This is a genomic window from Actinomycetota bacterium (assembly GCA_030776625.1).
Classification (GTDB): domain Bacteria; phylum Actinomycetota; class CADDZG01; order CADDZG01; family WHSQ01; genus MB1-2.
The window spans coordinates 134,113-151,196 of sequence record JALYHL010000003.1 but is presented as its reverse complement, the minus strand read 5'-3'; the positions used below and the strand labels follow the sequence as shown (position 1 = coordinate 151,196).

General features: G+C 64.1%; 12 protein-coding genes and 1 rRNA gene. 2 read left to right on the top strand and 11 right to left on the bottom strand.

Going from position 1 to position 17,084, the window contains the following annotated elements:
- Nucleotides 1-5: 5 nt before the first annotated feature.
- Nucleotides 6-3,820 (bottom strand): 23S ribosomal RNA (locus tag M3N53_06850).
- 339 nt (nucleotides 3,821-4,159) lie between these two features.
- Entirely contained in the window at nucleotides 4,160-6,070 is a 1,911-nt protein-coding gene (locus tag M3N53_06845) for a hypothetical protein (protein MDP9068048.1), read from the bottom strand.
- 320 nt (nucleotides 6,071-6,390) lie between these two features.
- Between M3N53_06845 and M3N53_06840 the strand changes: the two genes are divergently transcribed.
- Together M3N53_06840 and M3N53_06835 are read left to right on the top strand one after the other, a co-directional pair.
- The gene (locus M3N53_06840; protein ID MDP9068047.1) at nucleotides 6,391-7,263 is read left to right on the top strand and encodes a hypothetical protein; all 873 of its coding nucleotides are present in this window, start codon (nucleotides 6,391-6,393) and stop codon (nucleotides 7,261-7,263) included.
- A gap of 65 nt (nucleotides 7,264-7,328) precedes the next feature.
- Nucleotides 7,329-8,849, top strand: a complete 1,521-nt coding sequence (locus M3N53_06835) for a sensor domain-containing diguanylate cyclase (GenBank protein ID MDP9068046.1) — start codon at nucleotides 7,329-7,331, stop codon at nucleotides 8,847-8,849.
- Nucleotides 8,850-8,858: 9 nt separating this feature from the next.
- Here M3N53_06835 and M3N53_06830 read toward each other — a convergent pair whose 3' ends face one another.
- Genes M3N53_06830 through M3N53_06790 form a run of 9 tightly spaced genes read right to left on the bottom strand, consistent with a single transcriptional unit; the run spans nucleotide 8,859 to nucleotide 17,068 of the window.
- Complete coding sequence (locus M3N53_06830; protein MDP9068045.1) at nucleotides 8,859-9,356, bottom strand: peptide deformylase; 498 nt, start codon at nucleotides 9,354-9,356, stop codon at nucleotides 8,859-8,861.
- A 4-nt stretch (nucleotides 9,357-9,360) separates the two neighbouring features.
- Nucleotides 9,361-9,888 (bottom strand): ACT domain-containing protein, encoded by a 528-nt coding sequence (locus M3N53_06825; GenBank protein ID MDP9068044.1) that lies wholly within the window; start codon nucleotides 9,886-9,888, stop codon nucleotides 9,361-9,363.
- Nucleotides 9,889-9,919: 31 nt separating this feature from the next.
- The gene (locus M3N53_06820) at nucleotides 9,920-10,720 is read right to left on the bottom strand and encodes a TIGR04290 family methyltransferase (protein ID MDP9068043.1); all 801 of its coding nucleotides are present in this window, start codon (nucleotides 10,718-10,720) and stop codon (nucleotides 9,920-9,922) included.
- Between the two features lie 11 nt (nucleotides 10,721-10,731).
- Entirely contained in the window at nucleotides 10,732-11,844 is a 1,113-nt protein-coding gene (locus M3N53_06815) for a glycosyltransferase (GenBank protein ID MDP9068042.1), read from the bottom strand.
- Nucleotides 11,841-12,935 (bottom strand): glycosyltransferase, encoded by a 1,095-nt coding sequence (locus M3N53_06810; GenBank protein ID MDP9068041.1) that lies wholly within the window; start codon nucleotides 12,933-12,935, stop codon nucleotides 11,841-11,843. Before M3N53_06810 ends, M3N53_06815 begins: the two co-directional genes overlap by 4 nt.
- Nucleotides 12,932-14,029 carry a glycosyltransferase gene (locus M3N53_06805; protein MDP9068040.1) on the bottom strand — a complete coding sequence of 366 codons (1,098 nt, stop codon included), beginning with the start codon at nucleotides 14,027-14,029 and terminating at the stop codon, nucleotides 12,932-12,934. Before M3N53_06805 ends, M3N53_06810 begins: the two co-directional genes overlap by 4 nt.
- Nucleotides 14,026-15,102, bottom strand: coding sequence for a glycosyltransferase family 4 protein (locus M3N53_06800; protein MDP9068039.1), 1,077 nt, complete (start codon nucleotides 15,100-15,102; stop codon nucleotides 14,026-14,028). Before M3N53_06800 ends, M3N53_06805 begins: the two co-directional genes overlap by 4 nt.
- Entirely contained in the window at nucleotides 15,099-16,133 is a 1,035-nt protein-coding gene (locus tag M3N53_06795) for a Gfo/Idh/MocA family oxidoreductase (GenBank protein MDP9068038.1), read from the bottom strand. Before M3N53_06795 ends, M3N53_06800 begins: the two co-directional genes overlap by 4 nt.
- Nucleotides 16,130-17,068: a zinc-binding dehydrogenase gene (locus M3N53_06790; protein ID MDP9068037.1), complete on the bottom strand. Its 939-nt coding sequence runs from the start codon at nucleotides 17,066-17,068 to the stop codon at nucleotides 16,130-16,132. The genes M3N53_06795 and M3N53_06790 overlap by 4 nt, the downstream gene beginning before the upstream one ends.
- Between the last annotated feature and the right edge of the window lie 16 nt (nucleotides 17,069-17,084).

Here is a 17,084-nt window from a genome sequence, read left to right as displayed (position 1 = left end):
CGAGCAAAACCAAGTCCTCGGCCTATTAGTACCGGTCGCCTGAACACATTGCTGTGCTTACAGCTCCGGCCTATCAACCTTGTCGTCTAGCAAGGGGCCTTACCCGGTTAACCCGGTGAGAGATCTCATCTTGAGGTCGGCTTCGCACTTAGATGCTTTCAGCGCTTATCCGATCCGCACGTAGCTAAACAGCATGCCCTTGGCAGAACAACTGTCACACTAGAGGTGCGTCCGTCCCGGTCCTCTCGTACTAGGGACAGCTCCTCTCAAATCTCTTACGCCCGCGGAGGATAGGGACCGAACTGTCTCACGCATGTGAGTCCTGCATCTCTGCAGGCACTGACTATGTCTTCACCCTCTTTCGAGGGGCCGGCGTGTTATGGGTTCCATAGATTCCGGCTTGCGCCGTTGCAGAACCCATCTCTCTCCTGAACTGGAAGAGAAGTCGATACGGGGGCCAGTCTTCCCGTGCCACGTAGATGCTGTTCAACATCCACGGCGGAGATCCGCTTCGTTTTCGAATGGTTTAGGGATGCAAAGTCGTCGACTGCTTTCGCCACCTCTAGGAATTCTTCTGGACTCATTCCTCTCCGGAGCCGGCTGAGTAACTCCAGCCCTCTTTCGACCTGACGCCTCTTGAAGATGACGTAAGGCTTGATTCCGGTCAGGACCTCTTCCAACAAAGGGCGGCTTGTGAGCACTAGATCACTCATGCCGGTGCCTCGATCTCTTATGTACCCCCCTCCGATCAAACGCTGAAGATGCTCCAGCCCGTAACGATCGGGGGTTGACTGAGAAAGAGACATGGTCGCTCGGATGTAGAACCCGAAGCGATACTCCTTCTGTCGGACGAGTTGGAAATGGATGCTTCCATCTCCGTCCAAGAATCCCGCAAGGTAGGAAAGATCCGATGTCGCTGTCTTTGTTGAATGGCCTTCCCTCGGCATTGCCCTCATCATCACAACCTATTGAGAAGGTGTGACAGTTAGGGTTTCACCGATATAAGCCGATGTGCACCCACCGATTACTCGGTGGGGACGCCTGGAAGTTGACGTTCTAAACCCAGCTCGCGTGCCGCTTTAATGGGCGAACAGCCCAACCCTTGGGACCTGCTCCAGCCCCAGGATGCGACGAGCCGACATCGAGGTGCCAAACCGTTCCGTCGATATGGACTCTTGGGAACGATCAGCCTGTTATCCCTAGGGTACCTTTTAGCCGATGAGCGACGGCCCTACCACGAGGAGCCGCCGGATCACTATCTCCTACTTTCGTACCTGCTCGAGATGTCTCTCTCGCAGTCAAGCTCCCTTGTGCGATTGCACTCAACTCCTGATGGCCGACCAGGATGAGGGAACCTTTGAACACCTCCGTTACATTTTGGGAGGTCACCGCCCCAGTGAAACTACCCACCTGACACTGTCCCCGATCCGGATAACGGACCCGGGTTAGAAGCTCAAGACAATCAGGGCGGTATTTCAAGGATGGCTCCACGAGGACCGGAGTCCCCGCTTCAAAGCCTCCCGCCTATCCTACGCAAACTGCCCCGAACTCCAATATCAAGCTGTAGTAAAGGTCCTAGGGTCTTTCCGTCCTTCCGCGGGTAACGAGCATCTTTACTCGTATTGCAATTTCGCCGAGTCTCTGGTTGAGACAGTGCCCAAGTCGTTACGCCATTCGTGCAGGTCGGAACTTACCCGACAAGGAATTTCGCTACCTTAGGACGGTTATAGTTACCGCCGCCGTTTACCGGGGCTTAGGTTCAGAGCTTCACTGGGCCGAAGCCCAGTTAACCCTTCCCCTTAACCTTCCGGCACCGGGCAGGCGTCAGAGCGTATACGGCGACTTACGTCTTAGCACGCTCCTGTGTTTTTAGTAAACAGTCGCTTGGGCCTGGTTTTTGCAACTCCCAGCAGCTTCGGGAGCAAGTCCCTACACCACCAGAAGCGACGCTTATCCCGAAGTTACGCGTCCAATTTGCCGAGTTCCTTAACCAGAGTTCTCTCGATCTCCTCGGTATGCTCTACCTGTCCACCTGAGTCGGTTTGGGGTACGGGCACCACACGAACTCACTAGAGGCTTTTCTCGGGAGCATGGGCTCATCAGCTTCCCCTCAATCGGGTCGGCATCGCGTCTCAGAGTTAATGATCCCCCGGATTTGCCTAAGGGATCCTCCTACCTGCTTACCCCACGTCGACCAACGCGTGGGTCTGACTACCCTCCTCCGTCACCCCTTCGTTCTCCTAGAACACCTGGGTCGGTAGCCCCGAAGGGTTCCCTTAGCAAGATGATTCGGAGTGGGCGCGCGTGTGGTGGTACTGGAATATCAACCAGTTGTCCATCGCCTACGCCTCTCGGCCTCGGCTTAGGTCCCGACTTACCCTGGGCGGATTAGCCTTCCCCAGGAACCCTTGGACATACGGAGTGGAAGTTTCTCGCTTCCATTTCGCTACTCATGCCGGCATTCGCACTTGTAACCACTCCAGCATTCCTTACAGAACACCTTCGCAGTTGTTACAACGCTCCCCTACCGATCATTCACTCGAAAGTGAACAATCCCGCAGCTTCGGTACTTCGCTTAGCCCCGCTACATTGTCGGCGCCGAATCACTCGACCAGTGAGCTGTTACGCACTCTTTAAAGGGTGGCTGCTTCTAAGCCAACCTCCTGGCTGTCTATGCAACTCCACATCCTTTCCCACTTAGCGAAGATTTAGGGACCTTAGCTGGCGATCTGGGCTGTTTCCCTCTCGACTACGGAGCTTATCCCCCGCAGTCTCACTGCCACGTTCTGGAGTATCGGCATTCGGAGTTTGGCTGAATTCGGTAACCTTGTTGGGCCCCTAGTCCATCCAGTGCTCTACCACCGATACTGAACACGTGACGCTGCACCTAAATGCATTTCGGGGAGAACCAGCTATCACCGGGTTTGATTGGCCTTTCACCCCTATCCACAGGTCATCCCCCAGGTTTTCAACCCTGGTGGGTTCGGCCCTCCACGAAGTCTTACCTTCGCTTCAGCCTGCCCATGGATAGATCACCCGGCTTCGGGTCTACGACATGCGACTAAGGGCGCCCTATTAAGACTCGCTTTCGCTACGGCTACGGATCTCTCCTTAACCTCGCCACACATCGGTAACTCGCCGGCTCATTCTTCAAAAGGCACGCCATCACGGCCATGACCGAAGTCATGACGACGCTCTGACTGCTTGTAAGCGCACGGTTTCAGGTACTATTTCACTCCCCTCCCGGGGTACTTTTCACCTTTCCCTCACGGTACTGGTTCACTATCGGTCGCTAGGAAGTAGTTAGCCTTACGGGGTGGGCCCCGCAGATTCACACGGAATTTCTCGGGCTCCGTGTTACTTGGGAACACCATCGGGAGGTCAGTCGGTTTTCGCCTACAGGGCTATTACCTTCTGTGGCTTTACTTTCCAGAAACTTCGGCTAACCGCTGACTTTGTAACTCCCTGAACCGTCTGGTGCCGGTTCAGATGGGTCCCACAACACCCCTGTGGCAACGCCACCAGGCTTTAACACCACAGAGGTTTGGGCTGATCCCGTTTCGCTCGCCGCTACTAAGGGACTCTCGAATTTGATTTCTCTTCCTCGGGTTACTTAGATGTTTCAATTCACCCGGTTCCCTCCACAGGCCCTATGTGTTCAGACCTGGGTACCAGTGCATGACCACTGGTGGGTTTCCCCATTCGGACACCCCCGGATCAATGGATGTTTGGCTCCTTCCCGGGGATTTTCGCAGCCTACCGCGTCCTTCGTCGGCTCCTAGCGCCTAGGCATCCACCGTACGCCCTTATTAACTTGGCATAGATGCTCGCGCTCGCTATGGAGTTTCCAAGGTTCTGAGAAGTGCGGTGTGTTCCCGCAGCAGAGACTCACAACAGCGTTCCCGGGGCAAAAAATTCCCGCCGGTCCGAACTTTCTGGACGGCGGGGAAAGGAACTCGAAGCGGCAGCAAGAAGCTGGCTTAGGCACCTACCCCTGGGAGAGTCTTGCGCAAGAACAGACCTTTCTTCTCGGTTGCAGCTTGGGCATTCTACACAGTCCGCGGCGGGTCCGGTCAAGCCTCTGGAGGCCCCCATATAGAGGAGAAGGCCCCCGGTGTCCCCGGGGGCCTTCTTTGTGAACCGATCGAGCCCAGAGTTGCTACTGCGGCCCCGTGTACTTCAGGACGAACAGCCCGAAGTCACGGTCCGAGAACAGCAGGATCGGGCGCTTCTTGCCACGCTTCACGGTGTCGACGCCCCAGAAGTTGTTGCCGTGGGGATCGATGTACACCCCGACCTCCCGGAAGCCCTTGGCGCCGAACTTCGTCACTCGGGCACCGGCCGAGTACCAGGAGAAGTAGGCGAGGTTCACGCCGCGACGACGGTCCGTCTCTACCTCGTGCGCCGTCAGGTCGCCGAAGTTCTGGAGCGCGAACCGAGGGTCGTGGACCTCGGGCGGCGCGTAGACGTCGATCTCCTGGAGCGTCCGCGCGTTCAGCAGGTGCGCGTAGCCCCACCCGTCGAAGTCACCCGTGGTCGAGATCCGCTCGCCTACGTCGCCGATGTCCGGCTCCTTCGCCGGGTCGTATGGCAGGTCGTACGCCGGCGGCGAGTTGAAGATGTGGTGGAACGCGGTGTGCGTGGTGCAAGCGGTGACGATCGGCGGAGCGTCGGCCGGGTAGCCCCCCGAACCGCAGAACGCCGAGTCGAGCTCGGGGTCGCCGAGGTGGCGCTGGACGATCAGAACCGCATCCCACCCGGCCTCGATCGCTTCAGCCGCTTTCTCACCTGGGAAGCAGGGATCCGTCGGCTCGCTCGGGTCCTCCACCGGACCTCGCTGCAGCACCAGGATCGCCTCCTCGCCGCGCTGGAGGTCGAGGTTGAAGTCCGAGCGCTGCGGCACCGGCGTCGAGCCCTCGTAGGTCTCCGGCGGACAGCCGTACCCGCCGTAGACGGTCGGCCCGTTCATCACCTGATCCGGAAGCGTGTTGGGTGCGGCGCCGCCGCCCACGGCCGCGGCGTCGAAGTCACCTGCGTTCGGACCCGAGGTGATCGACAGCCTCTGGATACGGAACGGAGCGAAGTCCTCGTCGGTACCAACGAAGAACCTGTTGTTGCTGCTCCACGTTCCCTGGTGCGCGTTCCCCTCAGGGAGCTGGAAGGCGGGCGCGAGCGGGTCCGGCGTCTGGTAGTCGGAGTCCTTCACGAACACCGGTTCCGCGGGGTTGTTCAGGTTCAGCAGCACCCAGCCCGCATCCCAGTAGGACACCATCGCGAACCAGTCGCCGCCAATCTTCTTGACCCACATGTCGTGGTGCAGGACGAGGTCTCCGTGCGCGAGCTGCGGGCTGATCCCCGGCCACTCGTCGTAGCCGGTCTCGGCGATCAGCGTCGGAGCGCGCGGGTTGCTGATGTCCATGATGTCGACGTCCAGGAACTCGAAGTTGTCCGTCAGGATCGCGTACGCCCTCTTACCGGCGTCCCAGCCCATGACGCTGTGGACGTCGTTCGGCTCCTCGAGCGGAGTTGGGTCCTCCGGGTCATTCGCGTCCGTGTCCCCGACCTGGTCGGCAAGCATCTTCGGGTTGCGTGGGTCGCTGACGTCGACGATCGAGATCCCGCCGCCGGGGCGGTCGTCGGAACAAGACTCGTTCGAGAACAGCAGCAGGTCGCCCGTGAAGCTGCGGGTGTCTACGTGGAGGACGTGGATGCCCTCGCCCACGCGGGCCCCTGCTGGGATGAAGGCGACCTTCCTGGGATTGCGCGGGCGACGGATGTCGACGACGTGGACGCCCGTTCCCGTGCCTCCTTCTTCGGGACACATCGCATAGTCGGTGCCGAGGTAGGCGAACCCCTTGTGGGCGTCGACGTCGGTGACGCTCCCCTGGATACCGTCGGCCAGGTCGAGCTTGCCGAGGAGCCTCATGTTCTTCTGCCTGCCGGGGAGATGCCCCACCTGGCCCCCGTGCTGATCGTCCGGAGCCTCGGCGGCCGTCACGGCCTCCATGGCCCGCACCTTGGCTCCATCCGCGCGGTTACCGCCGGCGGATCCTGCTGTCGCCGTCGCCATCGACGACGAAACCAGACCTACTACGGCAAAAGCCGCAAGCAAACGCCTGCTCAAGTACACCCCCTGAAAGATGAGGAGCCCCCTCGGACTCGACCGATACGGAGACAAAGAGTAGTCAGTCGTTCGCGGAGGGTCAACGGAAAACCGCCGCAACTTTCTCTCTCGGCGCACGTTAAGAACCGGTGTGCGTGAGGGTGGCCAATCCCTCGGTCGAGGGAAGAGATGGTCCGAAAGGACTAGTCCGCTCTAGTAAAGCTCCCCGCTCCTGCTGCCGATACCCAAAAGGTCAGAGCCACTACCCGAATGGGGAGGAAGCCAACGTGACGGAGCGCACGAGGAAGACCCGAGCAGCAGCGACCCTGGTCGTCCTGGCTTTCGTCGCCCTCAACGCGCTCGGGCCTGTCGCGTCGGCGCAGGTGTCCACGGACATCCCCGGGACGTCGGACCCCATCGGAACCGTCACCGACACAGTGGACAGCACGACGAAGCCGGTGCAGGAGACGGTCGGCACGACGAAAGACCCGGTGCAGGAGACGATCGGGACCACGAAGCCGGTGCAGGATGGAATCGGCAACACCACTGGCGGCGCCGTCAAGGACACCACCGACACCGTTACCGACACCGGCGGCAGCACGATCGACCAGACGCAGAAGACCGTCGACGACACGACGAAGAGCACGGGCGAGACCGCAACCAGCACGACGGACACCGTCAGCGGAACGGCTTCGGGCGGCGGCGGCGTCATCAACCCCGACCTCACCGTCAAGAACCCGCTCGAGCCGAAGGACCTGGACGGCGACGGCAAGGTCAGCACGAAGGAGCGCAACCTGCAGAACACGGCCGGCGGAGGAAAGAAAGCTCACCGCGCCGCCTACCGGGACAGCCTCTCCGGTGACGGTCGCCGGGATGCGGCCGCCCGTGCGAAGCGCTCGGCGCTGTTCGACCTGGAGAAGAAGTCCCGTCTCGCCGCTGCGAACCGGACGCCCGTTGCGATCGCTCCTCCGCAGCGTGAGGGCTTCATCACCCAGCTGACCAAGGCTGCCGTCGAAGCAACGAAGAAGTTGGCCTTCCCGCTTGGACTTGCCCTTATGGTGGGCGCCTTCCTGATGGTTCAGGGACGCATCGACCGAAAGGACGCCAAGCTGGCTCTTGCCCCGATCGACTCGGAACAAGACCTCCTCAGCTTCCAGTGAGCCAGAGCTCCGCGGCATCGGGAGCCCGCCCACAATCGAGTGAGCTGGTCTCCCTTGCGGAGCGGATGGGCTTTCTCCAAGCGCTCCGCGTTGCCTTTGCCGTAGTCGTTCTTGCCGCAGGTCTCTTCGCCGCCGACGCGATCGGCGCATCGCTCTCTGACCTCGTTCTCTTCACCGCCGGGTACCTGCTGTTGTCGGCTACCGCCGAGGGCCTACGACGCACCGGACGCGGACGCGGGCTTGCGGTCGTGGCGGGGATGCTCCTGATCGACGGGATCTATCTCGCGTGGGTCACGTACCTGACCGGTGGCAGCGAGAGTCCGCTTCAGTTCCTCCTCTACCTTCACTTGATCGCCGTGACGCTCCTGGCCGCTTACACGACCGGCCTCAAGATCGCGCTGTGGCACTCGCTGCTCTTCTTCGTGGTGTTCTATGCGCAGGCAGCCGAGATCATCCAGACGATCGATCCCGCGGCAGAGCAGGGGTCGCTGCGGACCGAGTCCATCCTCACGGTGCTGGGCTTCTTCGTATTCGCGCTCGGCACCGCCGCCTTCTCCTCGATCAACGAACGAGAGCTGCGACGGCGGAAGGTGGACCTCGAGGCACTGACGGAGATGGCGCACGGACTGGAGGACGAGGACGACCCACGCGGTGTTGCCGATGCGCTCTTGAACAACGTGTGTGACGCCTTCGGGTTCAACAGGGGCGCGGTCGTGGCGGCGCCGAACGGCGGGAATCCCTCGCTGATGGCGTTCCGCGGGCCCGGCGACTCCCCCGAGGCGAAACCCGGGGTCGACTCGGCGATGCAACGGGCGTGGGATGCGCACGACACGATCCTGGTGAAGCAGCTCGACCCGGACGCCGATCCGCAACTCGCGACGTTGCTCCCCTTCGCCCGCAACGTGGTGATCACGCCGCTGTTCGCAGAAGGTCAGCCGCTGGGGGTGCTCGCGGTGGAATATGCCACGGACGGCGGAGCGCGCATCGAACGACGCGTGGTCGCGATGGTGTCGCAGTTCGCCGCTCACGCTTCGTTGGCGCTGCGCAACGCGTGGCTGCTCCAGCAGGTCCAGAAGATGGCTGACACCGACGCCCTCACGGGGGTCTCGAACCGCAGGACCTTCCAGAGCGTCCTCGAGCGCGAGGTGAGTCGCGCCGGACGCAGTGGCGAGCAGGTAACGCTCGTCATGTTCGACATCGACCACTTCAAGGCGATCAACGACACCCACGGTCACCAGATGGGCGACGAAGTGCTCAAGAAGGTGGCTGCCACGATCGCGCAGGGCTGCCGCGATTTCGACGTCCCTGCCCGCTACGGCGGCGAGGAGTTCGCGGTCGTGCTGCCTTCCTGCGCCTCGAAGGAATCACTTGTGGTCGCCGAGCGCCTGCGGCGCGCCATCGGCGAGGCGGACAACCCCGTGCCGATCACCGCCAGCGCGGGCGTCGCCACCTTCCCAACCCACGCGCCCGACCCCGAGAGGCTCATCGCCGCGGCGGATGAAGCCCTGTATGAGTCAAAGCGCGCAGGACGCGATCGCGTGACTCGCTCGCGCAGGCGCGCGGGCAAGACCGTCACCGTCCAGTAAGGCGCTGGTCTACCGGTAGGTCTTACGCTGGAACACGTCGTGGTGCAAAGACGCGACGCGATCGAGTATCAGCAGTCCATCCAGATGATCCAACTCGTGCTGGAACGCCCGTGCCTCGAACCCCTGGGCAGCGACCACGCGTAGATCGCCATCAGGTGTCGTCCCCTGCACCACCACGTGGGTGGCGCGGGCGACGTTCGCGGTGAGGTCGGGCACGCTCATACATCCCTCGCGAGCCACCTCGCGGCCGGTCGCCTCGAGGATCACCGGGTCGAACATCACGACGAGCCCGTGGTTCACAGAAGCCTTCGGGTGCGCCGAGACGTCAAGTGCGAAGGCGCGCCTGGCCACACCTATCTGGGGAGCGGCGAGTCCTACGCAAGCCGGAGACGCCCTCATCGTGTCGACGAGATCCTGAGCAAGATCGGGATCCAGCGACGGCCCCACCTCCGCTGCCGTCGTCTTCAAGACGCGGTCGGGCAGTTGGAACACCGGGCGGATCGACACCCGCCTAGAGCACCTCGGAGCTGATGGGATTCACGGACAGGTCGAGCCCGAGCTCGTCCCGCAACGACTGGAGGCCTTCCTCTACGTCGGCAGCGGCGGCGATCTCGAGCAGGAGCGCGTAGACCGGGCGTTCCTCGGACCCGATGACGCGTGAGCTGAGAGCGGTGATGTTGACTCCGGTTTCGGACAGGTGCCGGGCCACCTTGTAGACGATCCCCGGTTGATCCGCGCCGTAGACGGAGACCACGTGGGTCGAACGAGAAACCTGGCCCGCGGCCTGCTCGACGGAGCGAACCGTCGCGATCAGCCCAAGCTGATCGGCGACGATGGCAAGCCGCGCCTCCAGCTCTTCGGCACCGGTCTCGGCCGGTGCCGACACGATCAGCATCATCGAGAAGTGCCCGCGCAGGATGGTCGATGTCGCATCCAGGAGGTTGCAGCCTGCCTCGAACAGCACACCGGTTACACCGGCGACGATCCCGGGTCGATCCTTCCCGACCACGGTGACCGCCACGAGACTCCCCTGCTCCATCGACCGAGGCTATAGCTACAACGACGCGGGCCTATCGGCGATCGTCACAGGCCTCGTTGGCGGCCCGACCGGTTGCTGCCTCCAGCTCCTGTTTGTGGGGCGATCCATCTGTTGAGGCGCGGCGGCAGACGTAGACCTCGTGAGCAGGAGCGGCCTCGACCTCGAGCCCTGCAGAGCGCAGCATCGCTTCGACGCAGGCGCGGTTCGCGACCCACCAGTTCGTGGGATCGCCGGCGAGCGACTTCTCCACGAACGCCATCTTGGGCCAGCCCGGCCGGAGCAGCTCCTGTCGATCTTCGAAGGCCACGTCGTCCGGAGCGGTCACGACCTCGTCTCCGGGCATCGTCAGAGTCTGGAACACAAGCGTGCGGACCACTTTCTCCGCGACGATGTCGAGCGCCAGCAGCGGGTGTCGAAGGTGATAAAGCACGCCCATGAACAGGACGAGATCGAAGGTCCGGTCGAGACGCGCGAGGTCGTAGACGCCCATGCCCGCGAACCGCACGCGCTCCTCGAGACCCAACACGCTCGCCGCCCATCTCGCCTGGCTCAGGTAGTGCTCGTCGTGATCTATCGCCAGAACACTCCCACCGCGGCGGGCGAGCTGGAACGAATAGAAGCCGGCGTTGCAGCCGATGTCCAACACCGACCATCCGGTCAGGTCGTCCGGAATCGCATCTGCTATCTGGCGCCACTTGAAAGCAGGGAAGTCTCCGAGCGGGTGGTCGGGCGCGGTCTGGCTCCCATCGGGGAGATGCAGGTTGTGGAACCAAGGAGCGAGCTCCACGATCTTCTTGCCAATATCGGCAGAGGCGGCGTCACCCCCACCCATCGACTGCAGGGTCACGTAGCCATCCGCGCAGGCGATCCCAGATGGGGCCGACCCCGTCGCACCTCGTCTACGTACGTCTCGAGCTCGCGCACCCGATGCTCGGCGGTGTGCTCATTCAGGACGCGCTGACGCGCGCGTTCCCCTATCTCGCGCCGTTCCTCATCCGAGGTGGAGCAGACGTGTTGCAGCGTCTCCTCCGCGCTGCCCGCGATGAGGATCTCTTCACCGAGCACGAAGAACTCCTCCAGCCCCGGCCAGGCGTCGGAGATCACCGGCACTCCGCACGCAGCGGCCTCGAAGAGCCTCACACTCGGCGAGTACCCGGCGCTCACCATGTCGCGCCGCGTGATGTTGAGGGTGAAACGCTGCGAGTTGTAGAAGCCGCGGTGGTGCGCGGGGGCAAGGTGGTCGATCCGCTGCACGTTGACGGGCCAGTTGATGTCTTCTGGGTACTGCGGGCCCGCCACGACCATACTCAGCGCGGGATCGAGACGCGCGGCGCGGACCAGCAACTCGTCGAGCGCCGGCTGCCGATCGTCGCTGTAGGTCCCCAGGTAGCCGAGGTCCCAACGCGTGCCGCCGGGCTCCGGCCAGAGTGCTTCGGGATCAGCGATGCAGTAGAAGGCCCGGGCTCGGCGCGCGCCGTACTCGCTCTCAAGTCTGTTCAACGTGGGGCCCCCCGTGAAGGACAGGTACACGTCGTAGCAGGCGATCTGCTGGGGGGCCAGGTATTCCTGATCCCCGCGGGCGAGCTTCGCCAAGGTCACGGGCGTGTCGATGTCGTAGAAGGCGGTTACACCTCGCGCCTGCGACGTCACCCACTTCCCCACCTCGACGCCCTCCGGCACGTACGAGCCGACCACGACCAGGTCGGCGTCGCGAACGTCCTGGTCGTGAGCGTCGTACAGCTGTGCCAGAGAGTCGTACAAGACGGTTCGGCCGTAAGGAGGCTCCGGCAGGTCTCGCTGCGACGCGTACCAAGGCACGTCGCGTTCGAGGAAGAGAACCGAGTGGCCCCGCTGCGAGAGCGCCTTCATCAGCCCTCGGTAGTTGGTCGCGTGGCCGTTGCCCCACGACGAGGTCACGGAGAGCCCCAGGATGACGATGCGCAACGGCTCCGTCACCCGTGCAACCTTCCGGACGGAGCCAACCGCCCCTCGAGGATCTCCATCACCTGGGCCGCGCGACTTGCGTAGGTGTGGTCGCGAAGCACGCGGCGCCTCGCCGCCTCGCCTACGCGACGCGCAGCAGCGACATCTAGCGCGCTCACGATCTCTGCGACTTCCTCTCCGTCGTGCGCCACCAGCACCTCACTGTCGGGCTCCAGGAAGTGGTCTATGCCCTCCCAGTAGTCGGTGATGAGACAAGCCCCCGCGCCGCACGCCTCGAAGACGCGGGTGGCAGGCGAGAACCCATTCGTTGCCATCGAGTCACGGCTCACGTTCAACACCGCACCCGGACTGCAATTGAAGGCGTTGTGATCGATGGTCGAGACGTGGCCGATGTAGTCGACGTTGTCGCTGAAGGACTTCGTGTCCCAGCCGCTACCGCCGAGTAGGAACGTCTTGGTTGGTTGCAAGCTCGCCGCACGGAAGAAGAACTCGTCGACTCGCGCCTCCCGGTCCGGAAGACGATTGCCGAGGAAGGAGAGGTCCGCCTCGAACCGCGGCTCCGGCTCCACCGGGTGATGCGTCGTCGGATCCAGTCCGTTGTAGACCGGCACGCAGCGCCTGGCGCCGAGGGCCTCATAGCGCGCCACGACCGGGTCGCCGCCGCCGTAGGTGAACACGATGTCGTAGACGGGGATCAGAGACCGCAGTCCATCTGATGGATCCGCCTCCATCCGGCCCAGCGTTGCAGGAGCGTCGACATCCCAGAAGATCGTCGTCGTGGAGGCCGAGCCCAGCGTCAGCACCGACTCTTCGAGCAGCTCGTCGAAGACACCGACGCCACTCGTCTTCACAACCACGTCGGAGCCCGCCGCCCGCTCGACCGTCGACAGCACGTCCGCTGGGGCTTCCGCGGGATAGATGACGACGGTGGCCCACGGTGGATCGTCGATGTCTCGATGCTCCTGCCGCTCGTACGCGATCGGCTCGTAGAAAGTCACCTCGTGCCCGAGCTCGTTCAGAGCCCGGATGATGCCGCGGTAATAGGTGCACGCGCCGTTCCAATACGAGGAGACGAGGCTGGAGCCGAAGAACGAGATCCTCACGACGCAACCCCGATCTCCGTGCACACGCGCAGGAGCTCGTCCACGCGGTGCGCGCAGGTGTGTCGCTGGGCGATCCGCTCCAGTCCACTGCGTCTGAGGTAAGCCGCGAGCTCCGGCTCGTTCAGGATCTCTTTCATGTGGCGCGTCATCTGCTGCCGGTTGTGCGCTACCAGATAGTCCTCGCCCGGCTTGAAGAGGTGCTCGGCGTCATCCCACGGCGAGCAGATCAACGGGATCCCACAGGCCAGCGCTTCGAAGACGCGGATCGTCGGGATGCCAGGAAGCGCTCTCACGTAAGGTCGGCGCGGCACGTGCACCGTCAGCGAGCTGGCCGCGAACGCTCGAGGTACTTCGTAGTTCGGCAGCCAGCCGCGGTACTCCGCACCCACAGCGGCGACCTCGGCTCGCGCCGCGGCCGGGTAGCGGACGCCGTAGATCGTGGCGGACAGACCGAGGTCTCCAAGGGGCCCGAGGAGGAACTCGTACAGCTCCTCGGTGCGCTCGTCGTCCCCCCAGTTGCCGATCCACACGACATCCTGCTCGAGGTCGACACCCGGGGTCGGCTTGAACACCGTGGTATCGGCCGCCTCGTGCCACGTCCAGGTGCGCTCGGACCACCCTCGTTCCGCGTAGATCTGCCGGATCACCTCGCCGAACGCAAGCACGCCGTCGTAGTAACTGAGGTCGAAACGCTGCATCTGCTCCGGCGCCGTGACCGCGCGGTGATGGGTGTCGTGGAAGAGCACCCGGAGTCCGGGGCGGCTGGCGCGATGCGCGCCGACACGTCTCACCAGCTCCGGTTCGTTCCACTCGTGCACCAGCACGAGGTCGACGTCGTCGAGGGTCGCAGCGAGATCGAGGTTGTCCAGGTCATATGCCTCGCTGCGCAGTGCCGGGAACTTCGCCTCGAACCGAGCGACCGCGCCCGCGCCTTTGTCGCGCACCAGATTCGTCCGGCTCCAGTTGTCTCGGGGTTCGAAGACGCTGACGCTGTGCCCGCGATCCTGCAGCTCCGTCACGATGCCGCGCAGGAAGTGGGCGTTGCCGTGGTTCCAACCCGACACGAGCGAGTGACAGAAGATCGCTACCTTCACGACGCCTCCCGCGAGCCGGCATGCTCCCGTACCGTGAGGACCTGATACAGCGACAGGTATCGAGCGGCCATCCGCTCTGCGGTGAGCTCAGCGGCGCGGCGGCGAGCGCGTTCGGCCCACAGAGCCCGACGATCGTCCGACAGCAGCAAGCCGTTGCACGTGTCCCGGAGGCCCGCGTGGTCATCCGGATGGACGAGATGGGCCGCATCCCCCCACAGCTCGCGCATGCTCGGGGTGTCTCCCAGCACGAGAGCGCATCGCGCAGCAGCCGCCTCGAGGGGGCCGAGGCCGAAGGGCTCGTAACGGACCGGTAGCGCGAACACCGCGGCACGACGAAGCCGTTCCAGAAGCCGTGCCCGCGGCAACCGGCCGAGGCAGCGAACGTTGTCTCTAGCCGCACCGCTCTCGGTCCCTGCGATCTCTACGTGGCCGGAGAGCTCTGGAGCGACGCTCAGAACGGCGGCAACGTTCTTCGCCTCGTCCCACAAGCGCCCGGCGGTCAGCACCACCGGTTCCTTCCGAGAAGCCGCGTCCGGTCGCGGCCGCAATCCATTCAGGACAACCCTGCCGCCGCGCACGGCATAAAGCCGGCCGAGCTCGTCGAGCATCCAGGAGGACGGCGCGACCACTGCGTCCGCAGAGGCGAGACCCCGAGCGACCTCATCCCGATAGCGGTTCCAGGCCGGCGGGGCTGGCTCTCCTCGGACCGCCTCCCACCATGACAGGACGCAGGAATGACCCACCACGACAACCGGAGCGCGCCAAGGCAATGCGCCATGGACGTACGAGTTCAGGTGGATCAGGTCGGGCCGGAGGAGCTCCTCCAGCCGCAGCAGCCACTCGCCCGAGTCGGCAAGCTCATCCCACGGATCCGGCATCCATTCCAGGGGGCCCGGATTCTCATGCAGACCCGCGATGGATGAAGCCTCTGCCTCGGCGCGCTGCGCGTCCGAGGGCGAAGGACCCATGACCGCAAGGTGCACCTCCACGTCGCTGGCTGCCAGTGCGTCGACGAGCTCCAGCGCGTAGGTCCACACACCGCCCACAGCGTCGGCGGTCATCAAGACCCTCACGCCGCCCTCCCGTAGATGCGGTCCAGCACCTCGGATACCTGAAGTAGGTGATCGATGTCGGAGTCGAAGCCGTTACCGGCAGCGAGGCGGCGCGTCCACTCGACCGCCGCCCGCCCACCCCACGCGTCCGGGGGCTCGCTGATCACGGAGGTGGTTGTGCCCCTCCAGAGCTCGGCTTTGAAGTCGTAGAAGGACCCGCCGACGTTGTGAAGCGACACGGACCCGTCCTCGCCGTAGAAGCTGATCTCGATCTGCGCGTCCCGCCCTGCGTGCAGGAACCACGAACATGCGAGCCGAACGCGCACGTCATCCGCGAGCTCCAACTCCGCGGTGGCGTAGTCCTCGACCTCCTCGCCGGATGTGACGCGCCTAGCTCGGCGCAGCAAACGCGACGACACTGCGGCGACCTGCGGCCATTCCAGCGCCCACAGTGCGGCATCGATCAGGTGAGTGCCCAGATCGATCGCACACCCTCCGCCGGACAGCCGCGGATCCAGGAACCACGGCTTGTCCGGCCCGTACGCGTTGTGGAAGGTGAGCTCGGCCGCGAACACACGACCGATCTCGCCGGCCCCGATCAGGGAACGCATCTTCTGAAGCGCATCGGTCCAGCGATAGGAGAGGTCGACCGCGAGGAGCCGATCCGCGGCCGCGGCGGCCTCCAGCACGCTCTTGGTCTCCGGCGCGGTTAGTGCGAGAGGCTTCTGGCAGAACACGGCGAGGCCGCGCTCGAGGCAAGAGATCGACTGCGATGCGTGGAGAGCACTGGGGGTGGCGAGCACGATTCCGTCGAGGTCCTGGTGATCGAGCACCTCTTCGAATGAATCGACGACCGCAGCACCTGGCGCGGCGTCGCGCGCCGCCTGCGCGCTCTCGGCCGAAGGATCCGCGATGACAACTATGTCTGCCAGATCGGCTGAGACGACCGCCTCGAGGCGGTGACGCCCGATCCAGCCGACTCCGGCGAAGCCCAGCCGCGGCCGCCCAAGCACCTGGGTCCCGCGTCCGCCTGCTTCTAGTGCCGACCTCATGTGACCAGCAACGCCTTCATGAACCCATCGGGCCTGGCGGTCGCGGCATCGAAGGCAGCTGCGGCCGCGTCCAGCGGAAACAGGTGGGTGTAAAGGGGATCGGGATCGAGGCGTCCCTCCACCACCGCGACCACCGCTTCCCGCATCCCGCGTACGTACACCCCGGGGTCGCGCTCATGGGCGTTGATGACGTCGAGGCCGCGCCAGTTCCAGAGCTGCATATCCACGGATCGCGGCCCGTCCTGGTGGAAGCCCGCGATCACGAGACGCCCTCGAACGCGTGTGACGCGACCCGCGACGTCGAGCGGCTGCTGCTTGCCGGTCACCTCCACGACCCGATCACACAACGCGCTGCCGGTCAGCTCCTCCACCCGGCGGACGACGGCGTCACCGTCACCGAGAGCGATGGTGTGCGCCGCGCCCATCGAGCGCGCCACCTCCAGCGCGTACTTGCGCCGCGTGATCGCGATCACGGTCGCGCCGGCGCGCGATATCAGCTGGGTCAGGAGTGCGCCGAGGAAGCCGATCCCCACGATCGCCACCACCTCGCCGGCCCGAACCTCCGTCCGATGGAAGACGTTGATCGCGCAGGCCAATGCTTCGCCCGGAAAGGGACGGTCGCCGAGCGCTGCAGGAAGTCCGACAACGCTATGAACGTCTGCAACGTCGTAGGTAGCGTGGGCGCGATACGAGAGTGCGGTGACGCGCTGGCCTACCGTGAGGCCGTCGACGCCCTCTCCCAGCGCGTCGATCGTGCCCCATCCCTCGTGCCCCGGCGCTCCGGGAGACTGCGGGTACTCGAACCACGGCCTCCCCTCCCATACCGGGATCTCCGAGCCGCACAGGCCGGACCCCTCCAGCGCGATCCGTATCTGTCCGGGACCCGGTTCGGCCGGAGCTTGTGAGGCCACCTCCACCCGCCGCGGCGCGGCCACGATCGTGGCAACCCCC